Annotated in this window: 14 protein-coding genes; 11 read left to right on the top strand and 3 right to left on the bottom strand. The window is 56.7% G+C overall.

Going from position 1 to position 13,408, the window contains the following annotated elements:
• The first annotated feature begins 1 nt into the window (after position 1).
• Genes GLP52_RS15905 through GLP52_RS15920 form a run of 4 tightly spaced genes read left to right on the top strand, consistent with a single transcriptional unit; the run spans position 2 to position 4,569 of the window.
• A complete protein-coding gene (locus tag GLP52_RS15905) occupies positions 2 to 1,075 on the top strand; it encodes an ABC transporter ATP-binding protein (protein ID WP_237273698.1) in 1,074 nt (357 codons plus the stop codon).
• Positions 1,072 to 2,250 carry a CaiB/BaiF CoA transferase family protein gene (locus GLP52_RS15910; RefSeq protein ID WP_237273699.1) on the top strand — a complete coding sequence of 393 codons (1,179 nt, stop codon included), beginning with the start codon at positions 1,072 to 1,074 and terminating at the stop codon, positions 2,248 to 2,250. Before GLP52_RS15905 ends, GLP52_RS15910 begins: the two co-directional genes overlap by 4 nt.
• Positions 2,247 to 3,068: an enoyl-CoA hydratase gene (locus GLP52_RS15915; RefSeq protein ID WP_237273700.1), complete on the top strand. Its 822-nt coding sequence runs from the start codon at positions 2,247 to 2,249 to the stop codon at positions 3,066 to 3,068. The genes GLP52_RS15910 and GLP52_RS15915 overlap by 4 nt, the downstream gene beginning before the upstream one ends.
• 4 nt (positions 3,069 to 3,072) lie before the next feature.
• The gene (locus GLP52_RS15920; protein ID WP_237273701.1) at positions 3,073 to 4,569 is read left to right on the top strand and encodes an AMP-binding protein; all 1,497 of its coding nucleotides are present in this window, start codon (positions 3,073 to 3,075) and stop codon (positions 4,567 to 4,569) included.
• Positions 4,570 to 4,660: 91 nt separating this feature from the next.
• On the opposite strand, the gene GLP52_RS15925 is transcribed toward GLP52_RS15920, so the two are convergent.
• A complete protein-coding gene (locus GLP52_RS15925; RefSeq protein WP_237273702.1) occupies positions 4,661 to 4,870 on the bottom strand; it encodes a hypothetical protein in 210 nt (69 codons plus the stop codon).
• Between GLP52_RS15925 and GLP52_RS15930 the strand changes: the two genes are divergently transcribed.
• The 7 genes from GLP52_RS15930 (at position 4,854) to GLP52_RS15960 (ending at position 11,969) form a co-directional block, all read left to right on the top strand.
• Complete coding sequence (locus tag GLP52_RS15930) at positions 4,854 to 5,282, top strand: DUF2946 family protein (RefSeq protein ID WP_237273703.1); 429 nt, start codon at positions 4,854 to 4,856, stop codon at positions 5,280 to 5,282. The two genes, GLP52_RS15925 and GLP52_RS15930, sit on opposite strands and share 17 nt — an antisense overlap.
• A gap of 179 nt (positions 5,283 to 5,461) precedes the next feature.
• The gene (locus GLP52_RS15935) at positions 5,462 to 5,989 is read left to right on the top strand and encodes a YcnI family copper-binding membrane protein (protein ID WP_237273704.1); all 528 of its coding nucleotides are present in this window, start codon (positions 5,462 to 5,464) and stop codon (positions 5,987 to 5,989) included.
• Positions 5,990 to 6,631: 642 nt separating this feature from the next.
• Entirely contained in the window at positions 6,632 to 6,889 is a 258-nt protein-coding gene (locus tag GLP52_RS15940) for a type II toxin-antitoxin system ParD family antitoxin (protein WP_237273705.1), read from the top strand.
• Entirely contained in the window at positions 6,886 to 7,221 is a 336-nt protein-coding gene (locus GLP52_RS15945) for a type II toxin-antitoxin system RelE/ParE family toxin (protein WP_237273706.1), read from the top strand. The genes GLP52_RS15940 and GLP52_RS15945 overlap by 4 nt, the downstream gene beginning before the upstream one ends.
• A gap of 715 nt (positions 7,222 to 7,936) precedes the next feature.
• Positions 7,937 to 8,821 carry a DUF1403 family protein gene (locus tag GLP52_RS15950; protein WP_237273707.1) on the top strand — a complete coding sequence of 295 codons (885 nt, stop codon included), beginning with the start codon at positions 7,937 to 7,939 and terminating at the stop codon, positions 8,819 to 8,821.
• A 1-nt stretch (position 8,822) separates the two neighbouring features.
• Entirely contained in the window at positions 8,823 to 9,431 is a 609-nt protein-coding gene (scpB, locus tag GLP52_RS15955; protein WP_237273708.1) for an SMC-Scp complex subunit ScpB, read from the top strand.
• Between the two features lie 822 nt (positions 9,432 to 10,253).
• Positions 10,254 to 11,969, top strand: coding sequence for a peptide ABC transporter substrate-binding protein (locus tag GLP52_RS15960; RefSeq protein ID WP_237273709.1), 1,716 nt, complete (start codon positions 10,254 to 10,256; stop codon positions 11,967 to 11,969).
• A gap of 39 nt (positions 11,970 to 12,008) precedes the next feature.
• On the opposite strand, the gene GLP52_RS15965 is transcribed toward GLP52_RS15960, so the two are convergent.
• Both GLP52_RS15965 and GLP52_RS15970 read right to left on the bottom strand, forming a co-directional pair.
• Positions 12,009 to 12,455 (bottom strand): hypothetical protein, encoded by a 447-nt coding sequence (locus GLP52_RS15965; protein WP_237273710.1) that lies wholly within the window; start codon positions 12,453 to 12,455, stop codon positions 12,009 to 12,011.
• A 157-nt stretch (positions 12,456 to 12,612) separates the two neighbouring features.
• Positions 12,613 to 13,395 (bottom strand): DUF1684 domain-containing protein, encoded by a 783-nt coding sequence (locus GLP52_RS15970; protein ID WP_237273711.1) that lies wholly within the window; start codon positions 13,393 to 13,395, stop codon positions 12,613 to 12,615.
• Positions 13,396 to 13,408: the final 13 nt, after the last annotated feature.

Genomic DNA, 13,408 nt, shown 5'->3' on the forward strand with positions numbered 1-13,408 from the left:
AATGACCAAACTGATACTTGACGGACTGGTGAAGGACTACGGCGGCTTCCGGGCAGCCGACAACATTTCGCTGACACTAGCGGACGGTGAATTCCTTTCCCTTCTGGGCCCCTCGGGCTGCGGCAAGACGACGACACTGCGGATGATCGCGGGTTTCATCACGCCGACTGAAGGCCGCATTGAACTTGATGGCCGCGAAATCTCGTCGCCAAAAGGCGTTGTAGCGCCCGAAAACCGTGACATGTCGATGATTTTCCAAAGCTATGCGATCTGGCCGAACATGACGGTGGCGCAGAATGTGGGCTTTGGTCTTCGCATGAAAAAGCTGCCCTCCGATCAGATCAAGAAACGGGTGAGAGAGATCCTTTGCGTGGTGCAGCTTGATCATCTGGCCGAACGGTATCCCTCCGAGCTTTCGGGGGGGCAGCAGCAGCGTGTGGCACTGGCGCGCGCTGTCGCCGTGCAGCCCAAAGTGATGCTGCTGGATGAACCCTTGTCGAACCTCGATGCAAACCTGCGTGAAGAAATGCGGACCGAGATCAAGCGCATGCATACCGAATTTGGCATCACGACCGTCTACGTAACGCATGATCAGTCAGAGGCGATGGCCATCTCTGATCGCGTCGCGGTTATCAGAGCCGGAAGGATCGAACAGATCGACGACCCCTATCAACTGTATGCACGGCCAAAGACCCGCTTCGCGGCTGAGTTTATCGGGCGGACCAATTTGATAGAAGGACAGGCAGACGCAAGCGGCATGCATTTCGAAGGCTTCAGCATTCCCCCAACCGAAGCAAGAAGCGGCAATGTGCTTGCATCAGTCCGGCCACAAAACCTGAAGCTAAGCTCGCGAAATGGCACGACACCCATGCCGATAAAAGGTGAACTGCATTTGCCTGCGCGCATTGATGAGCGTGTTTTTCTGGGTGAACGATGGGACTATGGGCTATCGCTGGATGGCCGCAAGATGAACTTGCGTGCAGCGGCACCCGCCGAGCAGGTCTTTGATATGGATGCCCCCGTCTGGATTTCCATCCAGGAGGATCGGATCGTACCGGTCGAGAACGCGGCATGACCGGTACCATCACAGGCCCGCTTGATCGTTTCTTTGTCCTCGACCTGACGCGCATCCGTTCTGGTCCCACATGCGTCAAGCAGTTCGCGGATTGGGGGGCCGACGTCATCAAGATCGAACCCCCCGAAGACAATAGTGGTTATGCTGATCGGGACAGTTCCGATTTTCAGAACCTGCACCGCAATAAACGCAGCCTGACGCTCGACCTCAAAAGCAGCGAAGGGCGCGATATTCTGATGTGCCTTGTCGATAAGGCTGACGTTCTGGTCGAAAACTTCCGCCCCGGTGTCAAAAAGCGGCTGGGGCTGGATTGGGAGACTCTGCATGCGCGCAACCCCAAACTGGTTTTGGGGTCGATTTCTGGTTTCGGCCAAACCGGTCCCTATGCGGAACGTCCCGGCTTTGATCAGGTCGCCCAAGGTATGGGCGGGTTGATGTCGGTCACCGGCTTGCCGGGACAAGGGCCGGTGCGTGTCGGCATACCTGTCGCGGATCTGACTGCAGGCATGTTCTGTGCGACCGGCATTTTGATGGCTTTGCTGGACCGCGAACGCACCGGCGTCGGCCAATGGGTGCAATCCAGTTTGCTGCAGGCCCAAGTGGCAATGCTCGACTTTCAGGCCGCCCGCTGGCTCATTGACGGCGAGGTTCCGGGACAGGCTGGAAACAACCATCCAACGGCGGTGCCGATGGGCGTTTACCCGACATCTGACGGCAGCATGAACATCGCCGTGACCGGCAACCGCATGTGGCAGGACTTTTGCACCATCATCGGAAGGCCTGATCTTGCGGATCATGAACGCTTTGCCACCGGGCGCCTGCGGCTCCGGCATCGTGACGAACTGAATGCTCTTTTGTTCGAAATTACCCGAACCCGGACCAGCAAGGATCTCACCGAGGCGTTGATCGCGTCGGGCATCCCATGTGGACCCATCAACAAAATTGATGCAGTGTTCGAAGATCCGCAGGTTGCCGAGCTTGGAATGGTGGTGGAGGTTGAACATCCCAAGCGCGGCACCCAGAAGGTTCTGGGTCAGCCTATTATTTTGTCCGGGGCCACACCCGTCATGCACTCTGCAACACCGGATGCAGGTCAGCATAGTGACGCAATTCTTAAGGAACTTGGCCTTTCAGATGCCGAGCTGGCGGATTTAAGGGAAAGGAAAGTAATATGAACGATGTCTCACCGATTGCTGAAGCAGACGGCTACACCCCGCAGGTCATAGCACGGGTCGAGAATGGTATCGGCTGGATGATCTTTTCCAACCCTCGCCGCCGCAACGCCGTGACCTTCAATATGTGGCAACAGATACCGGGGATCATCAGTCAGTTCGAGCGCGACACCGACGTGCGCGTCGTGGCACTGCGGGGTGAGGGCACCTCGTCCTTCATCTCCGGTGCGGACATCAGTGAATTTGCCGAAAAGCGCAATACGCCCGAGCAGGTTGAAACCTATGATGCCGCAGGCAAAGCCGCCGGTGAAGCGATCGCAGGCCTTTCGAAACCCACGGTTGCCGTTATCCGCACGTGGTGCGTGGGCGGTGGACTTGGCACCGCCCTTGGGTGCGATCTGCGCATTGCGTCCTCCGATACCCGCTTTGCGGTGCCGGCCGCAAAGTTAGGTCTGGGCTACAGATATGCCGGGATCAAAACGCTCGTCGATACTGTCGGGCCCGCAAATGCAGCAGAGATTTTCTATTCTGCCCGACAGTATGATGCTGACGAGGCGCTGCGCATGGGGATGATCAACCGCATTCTGCCGATCGAAAGATTTGATGACGCCGCAGATGCCTACCTTAGAACGATCGCGCAAAATGCCCCGCTGACAATGAAGGCGGTGAAAATGGCGATCCAGGGCGTGCGCGAGCAATCTGATCCGTCCACGCTGCAAAGCATTGAAAAGGCCGTCGCGGCCTGCTTCCAAAGCGAGGACTATGCCGAAGGCCGGGCTGCTTTCTCTGAAAAGCGCAAACCTGAATTCAAGGGCCGGTAGATCCATGGCGAACCACCTCTATGACGCGCTTTTTGCGCGGCATGAAACGTCTGACCACGCCTTTTTGCACCTGCCCGATGACACCGTCCTGACCCACCGATCATTTGCTCAGATCACAGCCGCCTTGGCGGGAATGCTGGCAGCCTTAGGCATCAGGCCCGGTGACCGTGTGGCAGCACAGGTCGAAAAATCCCCGACATCGCTCGCATTATATGCCGCTTGCCTGCGCGTAGGCGCTGTTTTTCTGCCGTTGAATATCGCCTATACCGATCATGAGGTCGCGTTCTTTCTCAAGGATTGTGCTGCCTCAGTCCTCTTCTGCGATCCCTCTCGGGCGGATCAATTGCGCCAAGGTCTTTCGGGCTCCACGCTGAAAATCCTGACGATGGCACCTGACGGCACAGGTGACTGGCAAACAGCAGGTGACCCCCAAACGCGCATCACCGACCGCACAGGCGATGACCTCGCCGCGATCCTTTATACGTCCGGAACGACCGGCCGGCCCAAAGGGGCCATGTTGAGCCATGATAATCTGCTCTCGAACGCACGTACGCTGGTTAATCTGTGGGGTTTTTCAGACGCCGATACCTTGCTGCACGCCCTGCCCGTCTACCATAGCCACGGGCTGTTCGTGGCGTGCAACGTCAGCATTCTGGCCGGGGCGCAGATGATCTATCTGCAAAAATTTGACCCCGATCATGTGATCAACGCACTGCCGCGCTCCACGGTGATGATGGGCGTGCCGACTTTCTATACGCGTCTGTTGGCATGCGATGGTTTCGACCGAGAGGTCAGTCAATCCATGCGTCTATTCATTTCCGGCAGCGCGCCCTTGCTTGCGCAGACACATGAAGCATTCGAAGCTTTAACCGGCCACCGGATCCTTGAACGCTATGGATTGACCGAAACGTCGATGAACACCTCAAATCCGCTCACTGGGCCGCGCAAATCGGGGACTGTCGGCCTGCCACTTCCAGGTGTGGATGTCCGTATCGAGACCACCGATAATGAGACGACCGGAGAGATCGAAGTCAAAGGGCCGAATGTGTTTAAGGGCTATTGGGGTCTCAAAGATAAAACTGCTGAAGCCTTCACCGAAGACGGTTACTTCCGCACCGGTGACCTGGGTGAAATCGACGAGGACGGCTACATAACGATCGTCGGTCGCTCCAAGGATCTGATCATTTCAGGAGGATTAAACATCTACCCGAAAGAGATTGAGACCATCATCGATGCCCAGCCTGACGTTTATGAAAGTGCGGTTATTGGCCTGCCTGATCCCGACTTTGGAGAGCGCGTGATTGCGATGATCGTTGAAGCACCGGGACATACCCTTGATCAGGGTGCATTGAGCAAAGTCCTTGCGCAATCGCTCGCTAAATTCAAACTTCCCAAAGAGATGATCACCGTCAGCGGCCTCCCTCGAAATGCCATGGGTAAGGTGATGAAGAAGGATCTACGGGACATCGCTTCGCAACAAAAGCTTACCAGCCCGCCTTGAGATTGAAGCGTGGCTCTACATTCTCGCCGCCCATTACTGATCGATTTTTCAAGTACTGACCTCATTTGCCAAGGCATTGGAATGAAGTAATCTAAATACTGGGGCCGGCCAATATAATTTGCTGACGTTGTCCATCTAATCCAGTTTCGACCAGCCGGTCGAGCTTGCCGGAGTAGGCAGGGCGATTGATCACCTTCAGAACTGTCGTTTCTGACTGCGAGGAATTCATGCGCTTGTGATGGTCGCCGTGGAGGATTAGAGATCGCGCGTTCGGAGAAATCATCTTGTTGCGTGCGTCCATTGTCCCTGTCGGTAAATCGCTGAGCCAGCGCAAAGCGGATGTCGCTGGCACGATGCTGCGTGTCCTGCTCCTGGTCGCGTTGATGGTGGCCGGCACGGTGCCTCAGGGGCTGATGCGCACGGCGCGTGCCGATGGCATGGAGCTTGTGCTCTGTACGCCTGATGGCCCCAAAGAACTCTGGATGACCGCCGATGGCGAAATCCACGAGGATCAACCGACGCATGAAGAAGAACATTCAGGCCCGAAATGTCTGAATTTCATGCTGGCAATGGCCGCGCTGACCTATTGGGTTGCGTCTGTGCCGCTCGATGCCGGATACGCGGCCTACCAGCTTGAGGCAGGCAATTTGCGGGTTGTCCGTGCGCCTGTCTCCGCCGCGCACCAGCCTCGTGCGCCCCCTTCCTTGATCTGATCGCAGCCTGACCACTGGTGCAATCCATCTGCCAATTGCTGCAGATCGGCATCCTTGTGCGGCATCAGGTCTTTCACCGATTTACCAATTTTTGGTAGTGCGCCCGGCTGTTTGCCGCGCGTGCCGGATCGGCTGGGCATACGATCCAACAATTTATTCTGCCCGACTGGAGAACGAACATGAAAGCTATTCTTTTTGCAATCACCGCGCTGAGCCTTAGCGCGCCTGAAGCTTTTGCACATGCCTCACTTGAAAAGGGTGAAGCGGCTCAAGGATCGACGTACAAAGCGGTCGTGCGCATCGGTCACGGCTGCGACGGTCAGGCAACCAACACGCTGCGGGTTCAGATCCCTGAGGGCGTGATTGCGGTAAAGCCGATGCCCAAGGCAGGCTGGGAACTGGAGACTGTGACCAGCACCTATGAGACGACTTACAGTTATCACGGAGTGCCGGTGACCGAAGGTGTGACGGAGATCATCTGGGCCGGCGGTGATCTGCCGGATGCCTGGTATGACGAGTTCGTCTTCAGCGCTCGTCTGACGGATGCGCTGCCCGTGGGCAGCAACGTGTTTTTCCCGGTCCTGCAGGACTGTGCTGATGGATCTGCCCGCTGGATCGAGATCCCGGCGGAAGGACAGAACCCGCATGATCTGCGCTATCCCGCACCCGGCGTGAAGATCACGGCACCGGGTCACAGCGGGCACTAAGGGGCGATGAGGCGGGGCCTTGCAGATGATTCAAGGCCCCGTGTTTTGCGATGTTTGGTTGCAAGGGTGCAGCCAGACTGTGCTGCGCGGAGGGGTCGAGATGGTTAGAGGGACGGGGGCAGATCCTGGGCTTGCTCATCAATAAAATGGCGCTGCCGCCGTTGTCGTTCATATAAACGCACGGTGCCGGTTGGGGGACGCGGACGCTTGCGTGGTGCGCAGAAATATCTGCATGAAATCCGTCCGCAGTTTGATTTGGGCGGCCATGATCCGGCGATCTTTTTAACCAGCCTTGGCGAAGCCTTTACGCCCAGCATGACGCAGTTGGTGCGCAATCTCATCAAAGCGGCTGAAATCGGCAAATCAACCGAACCACCCCTCTCCTCAAATATCTCGACGCAACCCGCAGTCTTCAGAGCATGCGACTGGGGCGGGGGGGGGGGTGATCCTCGGTTGAGACGCGCGCGCAGCCTATCAATGGCATAAAAACAGGCCTTTTGGAATTTTGGATATCATCAATAAACAACCGTTTGATAGCGACGAGAGAAGAGGCTGCATCATGGGCTGTTTGCAGACCAAGAACAAATTCCATTGATCAAAATCGCGCATTGGCATATATTGCCAATAAAGGAGATATGTACCATGGTGACACGCAACGTTGTCCTGACCGAAACCCAAGACCATCTGGTCCAAGCATTGGTGAAGTCCGGGCGCTACCAGAATGTGAGCGAAGCGATGCGCGCTGGCCTGAGGCTGCTCGAGCAGGAAGAAGCACAGCTGGCCGGGATCCGGAAGGGTCTACTTGAAGGTCTGGCGCAGGCTAAAACGGGTGATCTTGCGGAAGGCAGCGGCAAAGATGCGATCCGTAGGGCCTTTGAGACTGCGCGCGTTCGTTCATGAGCCGATCCTTCCGGCTGACCCGTCGTGCCGAAGCCAGCATTGCCGAAATCGCCAGATGGACGATCGAGAATTTTGGGCTGCGCCAAGCAGAACTTTACGAGGCAGAACTGCTATTCCGCTGTGAGGGGATTCTGAGCGGGCAGGCGCATAGCCGGAGTTGCGCAGTCGTCGTGGACGCGGCCGATGACCTGCGGTTCGTAAGGGCAGGGGAGCATTTTCTGATTTTTCTGGACAAGCCCGACGAGGTCATCATCGTGGATATCATGCGTTCCCGCAGTGATCTCCCGCGTCATGTGATAGCTTTGACGGCGTTGAAGAAAGAAGGTATCTGATCAACGCCGCGACCACATGCGCCAGCGTGCGGTTCACCCGGAGGCAGCTCCGTCTGCGTTGATAGCGACGGGTCATTTCAGCCGAGGTTTGTCCGAGCTGCCTTTGGATGCGGAGACTTTCTCGTCATGCTCGTCGATGAAGACCCGATTTCCGCCTTATAGCGTGATTGTCGGATTGCCAGAATTCATGAGACTGCGGTTCTTTTAATTTCAATGGCTTACCAGAAGCGCGCCTGTTCTACCGAGTCAGTATTTGTGAGACTGGCGACATGTTTTCTGCTGTCGTTCTTGCTTCATGGCCGGACTCTAAGGTGTTGAATTGTTGCGATACCCATTCTTGCGTCATAGGTGGACTCACAGTTCATGAGTGGATTCTGCCATCTTCGGTGGTGGGACCGCGGGTCGATGCGTTTGCGAACCCATAAACGCCAGAGGAAATTGGATATGATGTTTCTGTTGAACAAATTGTCTCTGGTGCTGCGAGTCCAGAGATTGAGCAAGAACTCGGTCCACCGATGGAGTGGAAATTTCGCGGGCGAGAGAGCTGATTTAGGGCGAGTCCGGCCATGAAACTAAAATGACACTGACATGTCGCCGAGCATATTTTTTGACGTCCGATAATGCAAATCTATTGGACATAAAGTAAGACGGCAAGGTGGGGCGGTTGGCTTGCTATTATCTGGAATAAAGCGCCGCGCAGGTGTAGGCTTTGGATATGCCGTTTGCCCGACCGGATCACATCAGCGACCTCGATACACTACCCCGGATGCCCCCCTGGGTCACCTCCGTGCGTTCTGAAACCCTTGAAGATGTTGCGTTTTTGTCGGGCGCGGCGCTGAGCCACTTGCACCTTGTGTTGGGACGCGAGGACGTGCCCCACGCCTTGATTCGGGACCGCTTGACGCTGCGTGCAACCGAGGCCTGTGTAACGTTCTCTGGCCGTCCGGACCGGGTCAGGGAACTGCGCGACTTGCTCCATCTGCTGCGCCCCGGCGACCTGCCCGGACCGGCGGGTGAGATCTACTTGTCTTGGCGGCGTGCGACTGAACGCGCGGTGTCGGTCAAGGCTCTCGGCCGCGCCCTGCCGACCTTCGAGCCGGGCCAGATTGCGACGTGGCTAAATACGGGGCAGGGGACTCCCGTCCCCCGGGCCGCGACGGTGCTGGAGACGGTGCTGAGGGAAGCGCCGCGTGCCGATGTGCCGGCGTTGGTTTTGGCGGAGGCATCCCTCGCTCAGTCGCTCAGATGGAAACATGTCGTACCATTGCTGGCCCCGGGCCTAAAACGCGCGGACCTGCGCAAACAGGGTGACGACCTTCGCCTCGCCTGTCATCGCGCCGTCGTGGCTTCGGCGGTCGAGACGACACGCCTCGCGGCCGATCTCACGCGGCGGGCAGAACATGTGAAAGCGGTTGCGCCGAAGCTCCGCGCCAAAGGAGCCGGGGCAGCCGTGGAAATGTTTTTAACACACGATGCTGTGGCAGCGGCTGAGTTGCCTCTACCGCCGCGCGCGGCACGGCGGCTTTGCGATCGGCTGGTTGATCTGGGGGCCGTTCGCGAGCTCACAGGCCGCGACACGTTCCGGCTCTACGGAGTATAGTATGGCCAGACAGCGCTCTGAAGCCGGGCTGGACCGCGAGTTGGCCGACCTTCCGCCAGAGCTGCGCTGGCGGGAATGGATGCGCAGGATCGAGGCAGTGCTCTTTGCCTCCGCCTCTCCTGTGCCGCGCGAGGATTTGGCGCGGGTGGTGGGGAAAGAGGCGTCAGTCGATCTGCTCATCGAGGATCTGGCCGCCGATCTGGAGGGGCGCGCATTTGAAGTCGCAAAGGTGGCGGGCGGCTGGATGATGCGCACACGATCAGCCTATGCCTCTGCGATCCGCGCTGCTGCAGATCTCGGAAAACAACTGCTGGATCTGAATGAATTCGACCTCGCGGTGCTCGCGGCCATCGCTTACCATCAACCGATCACACGTGACGGGCTGAAGGATATTTTTGGCAAGGAGATCAGCCGCGATTTAATTGGCCGCTTACATGCGCGCGATTTGATTGGAACGGGTCCACGATCACCTCAAAGAGGGGCACCTTACACTTTTGTGACAACAGAGCAGTTTTTGGTCGCGTTTGATCTTGCTAGCTTACGAGATCTTCCGGACAAGGAACAATTGTTGGATGACGGTTTAAGCGTAGAAAACGCGGAAGCTGGGTGAATAGATTTACTTGAACTGTTTGTCTTGTGAATGGTTTTGGCCTAAGCAACTGTAGGGTGTAGGGTGTAGGGTGTAGGGTGTAGGGTGTAGGGTGTCGGGTGACGCCCCATTCTACTTCGGCTTGAACTTCCATGGGCTGCGGTAAAACTGCGGCGGCCGCTAGCCCTTCCCTGGCTCTTGGGGGTCGTCGCCTTTCTTCCCGTACCCACAGCGTATCAGGTTGGGCATACCGGTGAAAACCTGCCACCGTATTCGCTTTTTCCTTCAGCGCACATATATGCAAATTGTGAATGACAGTTGTGGTTCATTCACGCTGGTGCATCCTCCCTGTAGCACCGAATAACTGCGGCGACCCTTTCCCCTTTTTACCTCAGGTGGGTCGTCGCCACTTTTTCTGCAGACTGCGCTGCCTGCGCGAGCCGAAACAAGTACACGCGGTGAGTTTAGACCTTAGTATGATAGTTTCGTTTGGTGTGCGTGTAGAGGCTGGCAGCCGCTTCATAGGTGACGGTCGGCTCAGTATCAGGGCAGCTTGTCGGGGAATATTCCGCGCGATTCACCGCCACCGAAACCATAGGGGCAGGCTTGCCTGCGCATTTTCACTGTCCCTCAAAATAGCGTTTGAGACGGTCCGTGATTTAAAGTGGAACTCGTGATGTCCTTGGATTCGGGCTTAAATGGTTCTCGGTAATGATGTGGCTTTGTCCGGAAGATGCCTGTTCGTTCGGCACCGGAAGTCCTCAGCCTTGCAAATCGGTATGAATCTGTTTGATTGGTTAAATAATTATTCCCGTTAAACACGAACAGACCAGAGGATAGACCATGCGGTTCATAGCACATTTACTCGGAGCAACCTCGATGACCTTGCTGTCATCAATGGCGTTTGCCCAAGAGAGCGAGCGCGGTCGCGATGATCAACTCAACATTATCTATTGGCAAGCGCCCTCAATCTTGAACCCCTATCTATCCGGCGGTGTGAAAGAGCGCGATGCCTCCAGCATGGTGCTGGAACCTTTGGCCAACGCGGATGAAAAGGGCGAACTCGTCCCAAAACTGGCGGTCGAAATCCCAACGGTCGAGAACGGAGGCATGACCGAAGACTTGACGGCCATCACTTGGAAACTGAAAGAAGGGGTGACTTGGTCAGATGGCACGCCTTTAACAGCCGACGATGTAAAATTCACGGCAGATTACTGCATGAACCCCGCAGGCGGTTGCGCCCAGCTGTCAAAGTTTAATGACGTCAAAAATGTTGAAGTTATTGATGATCGCACAATAACAATCCATTTCGATGAGCCGAAACCTTACCCGTATCTGCCTTTTGTCGGGGCGGCCTCGCCCATCGTTCAGGCTGCACAGTTTGCTGAATGCACCGGTGCGCGGGCGCCGGGCTGTACCGAGGAAAACTTTAATCCGATTGGCAGCGGCCCGTTTGTGGTCAAGGACTTTCGGCCAAATGACTCTATCCAGCTTGTTGCAAACGACAATTATCGCGATCCAAGCAAGCCCGCCTTTGCCAAGCTGAACTTTAAAGGCGGTGGAGACGCCGTTTCAGCCGCGCGCGCCGTAATGGAAACCGGTGAGTTTGATTACGCGTGGGATCTGTTGATGGCACCTGATGTGCTGCAAACAATCGCTGAGGGCGGTACGGGAAAGCCTATTTTTGAGTTCGGTCCCCTTGTCGAGCGGATCGAAATCAACATGACGAACCCTTCTCCGGACCTGCCCCCGGAAACGCGAGCCACGGTGGAGGAGCCGCATCCTTTTCTCATCGACCGGCGCGTTCGGCAAGCCATGAGCATGGCAATCGATCGCGAATTGCTCAACGAAATCGGCTACGGTCAGGCAGGTCGGCCAACCTGCAATCTGGTCCCCGCGCCGCCGATTTATAGCTCTGACAACACAGAATGTATGACGCAGGATTTGGAAGCTGCGAAAGCACTTTTGGATGAAGCAGGCTGGCTGGACGAAGACGGGGACGGCGTACGCGAGAAAGACGGTATGCGTCTGTCGATCGTGTTTCAGACCTCTACCAACGCCGTGCGTCAAGACTTTCAGGCACTGATCAAGGATTGGTGGAACCAGATCGGTATTGAGGTCGAGTTGCGTAACATCGACGCGTCGGTCTTCTTCGGCGGCGATCCCGGCAGCCCCGACACATTCCCCAAGTTCTACGCCGATGTTGAAATGTATGCGAACCTCTATGACGGCACTGACCCGCAAGCCTATCTTGCGCAACGCCGTTGTGGGAATGAGCCAAAGCCCTCAACACAGTGGCAGGGCGAGAATATCAACCGCTTCTGCGATGAGGAATATGACACGCTTCTTGATGAGCTTTCTCGCACCAGTAAGATCGAAGAGCGGGCGCGTCTGGTGAAACGTCTGAACGACATTATTACCACCGAAAGCAAATCCATGCTGCCGCTAATCAACCGCGCAGCGGTGGCGGCACAGGGTAACACGCTCGGTGGTGTGAAGCTGAACGCTTGGGACAGCGACCTCTGGAACGTCGCGGACTGGTATCGCATCGACGGCTGAAAAAAAGCGGTGGCCCTTATCGGGCCACCGCTTCAACATTCAGACGATTGTCTGCCTCCAAACTTTAAGGGCCAGAACGGACTGCCACAACTTCAATCTCAACCAGCCAAGCCGGGTTGGCAATTCGGGTTGCTCCTCGGTGCCGAAATATTGGGTATAGCCCTCAATAAAGCCTTCAAAGTCTATCCCATCGTTGCCTTCGGGAGCGACGAGATAGGCCTGCATTTTGATGACATCCTCCATATCGAGGTCAATCCAAGCGAGTTTCTTCTCAATCGATGCCAGAACGCTGGCAGTTTGGGTTGCCGTGTCCCCGAAATATTCAGGCGAGCCCTTCTCGGCCGTTTCATCAGCGACCTCTGGCACGGTGTGCCGCTGAGATAGACCAAGGTCGCATCTGCTGGCACCTCGACTGCTTGTAGGATCGGGAAGTCGGAATCCGGCAACCCATGGCGGACAACCCCGTCCCATCTTTTGTGTCTGCATCAATGCCGCCTACGCCCGGATCAATTAACCCGCAACCTCAGGCCCGTTAACGTGACACCACCGCTTACAGGCCTCTATGTTTTTGGTGCGGGACACGACCCAAAAATCAGGGGACATGAAAGCCGAGTGCGTCGACCCTCGCGCCTGAGTGGTCAGGTCAAAGGCGTTTTTCGCCTGCCTCTATCCGGAAGGGAAAGAGGTTTTCGCGCGGTGCAAGCGGGCAGATTGCGTAGTCGGTGAAGGCACAGGGCGGGTTGATCGCACGGTTGAAGTCGATCACCACGCTGTCCTCTGTCACCTCTTCGCCGAAGACAAACCGCATATCAGCATAGGTGTCGTCCAGAGAGGTCAGGTCGCGGAACACGAATTGCGGTCTGTCTGCCGTGCCGTAGGTGGCCAGCATCGCCATTTCTTGCCCACGCAATTCGAATTTGGCAACATGGGTGACGGTCACTTTGGTCGGCACGCTGATCACCGTGTCGAGGGCGATGGTCATTGGCTCGGGCAGGGCCTCCCAGCGGGCGGTAATGCGAAGCGAAGGGTTTAGCGGAAAGAAGGTGATCGGCTTGCATGCCGCCTCGGTGTCGTATTCGGTGTCGCGGACCCGCAGCGCGCGCCGTTCGTTCGGTGCGGTGATCTCCATCAGGAAGCGCCCCGAACGCCATGACATCTTGCCCGATGCCTTATCGAGCGTCACCGCCCCGCCGTCGGTTGGGGTAAAGGTGCCCGCGTCATCACCGTTAAAATTCAGTGTTCCCACGCGCTCCGGGCCGACAGGAAGAATGACGTCGCTATCTGCGCCGCTGCCGATGGTGTAGGCGCCATTCGTGACCCACCAGCGCCCAAGAAGATTGAGCCAGCCTTCGGGGGCTTTCAGTTTGCTCAGGCGTGTTTCGAACCACTCGGCATGGGCGTCTTGGAACTCTTTGGAAGCTGTCATCTTTGGTCCTGTA

This window comes from Sulfitobacter sp. M22, from assembly GCF_021736025.1.
Taxonomy (GTDB): domain Bacteria; phylum Pseudomonadota; class Alphaproteobacteria; order Rhodobacterales; family Rhodobacteraceae; genus Sulfitobacter; species Sulfitobacter litoralis.

Coding starts and splice junctions, on each gene's coding strand:
- GLP52_RS15905 (WP_237273698.1), top strand. CDS start 2: ATGACCAAACTGATACTTGACGGACTGGTGAAGGACTACGGCGGCTTC.
- GLP52_RS15910 (WP_237273699.1), top strand. CDS start 1,072: ATGACCGGTACCATCACAGGCCCGCTTGATCGTTTCTTTGTCCTCGAC.
- GLP52_RS15915 (WP_237273700.1), top strand. CDS start 2,247: ATGAACGATGTCTCACCGATTGCTGAAGCAGACGGCTACACCCCGCAG.
- GLP52_RS15920 (WP_237273701.1), top strand. CDS start 3,073: ATGGCGAACCACCTCTATGACGCGCTTTTTGCGCGGCATGAAACGTCT.
- GLP52_RS15925 (WP_237273702.1), bottom strand. CDS start 4,870: ATGGACGCACGCAACAAGATGATTTCTCCGAACGCGCGATCTCTAATC.
- GLP52_RS15935 (WP_237273704.1), top strand. CDS start 5,462: ATGAAAGCTATTCTTTTTGCAATCACCGCGCTGAGCCTTAGCGCGCCT.
- GLP52_RS15940 (WP_237273705.1), top strand. CDS start 6,632: ATGGTGACACGCAACGTTGTCCTGACCGAAACCCAAGACCATCTGGTC.
- GLP52_RS15945 (WP_237273706.1), top strand. CDS start 6,886: ATGAGCCGATCCTTCCGGCTGACCCGTCGTGCCGAAGCCAGCATTGCC.
- GLP52_RS15950 (WP_237273707.1), top strand. CDS start 7,937: ATGCCGTTTGCCCGACCGGATCACATCAGCGACCTCGATACACTACCC.
- scpB (WP_237273708.1), top strand. CDS start 8,823: ATGGCCAGACAGCGCTCTGAAGCCGGGCTGGACCGCGAGTTGGCCGAC.
- GLP52_RS15960 (WP_237273709.1), top strand. CDS start 10,254: ATGCGGTTCATAGCACATTTACTCGGAGCAACCTCGATGACCTTGCTG.
- GLP52_RS15965 (WP_237273710.1), bottom strand. CDS start 12,455: ATGCAGACACAAAAGATGGGACGGGGTTGTCCGCCATGGGTTGCCGGA.
- GLP52_RS15970 (WP_237273711.1), bottom strand. CDS start 13,395: ATGACAGCTTCCAAAGAGTTCCAAGACGCCCATGCCGAGTGGTTCGAA.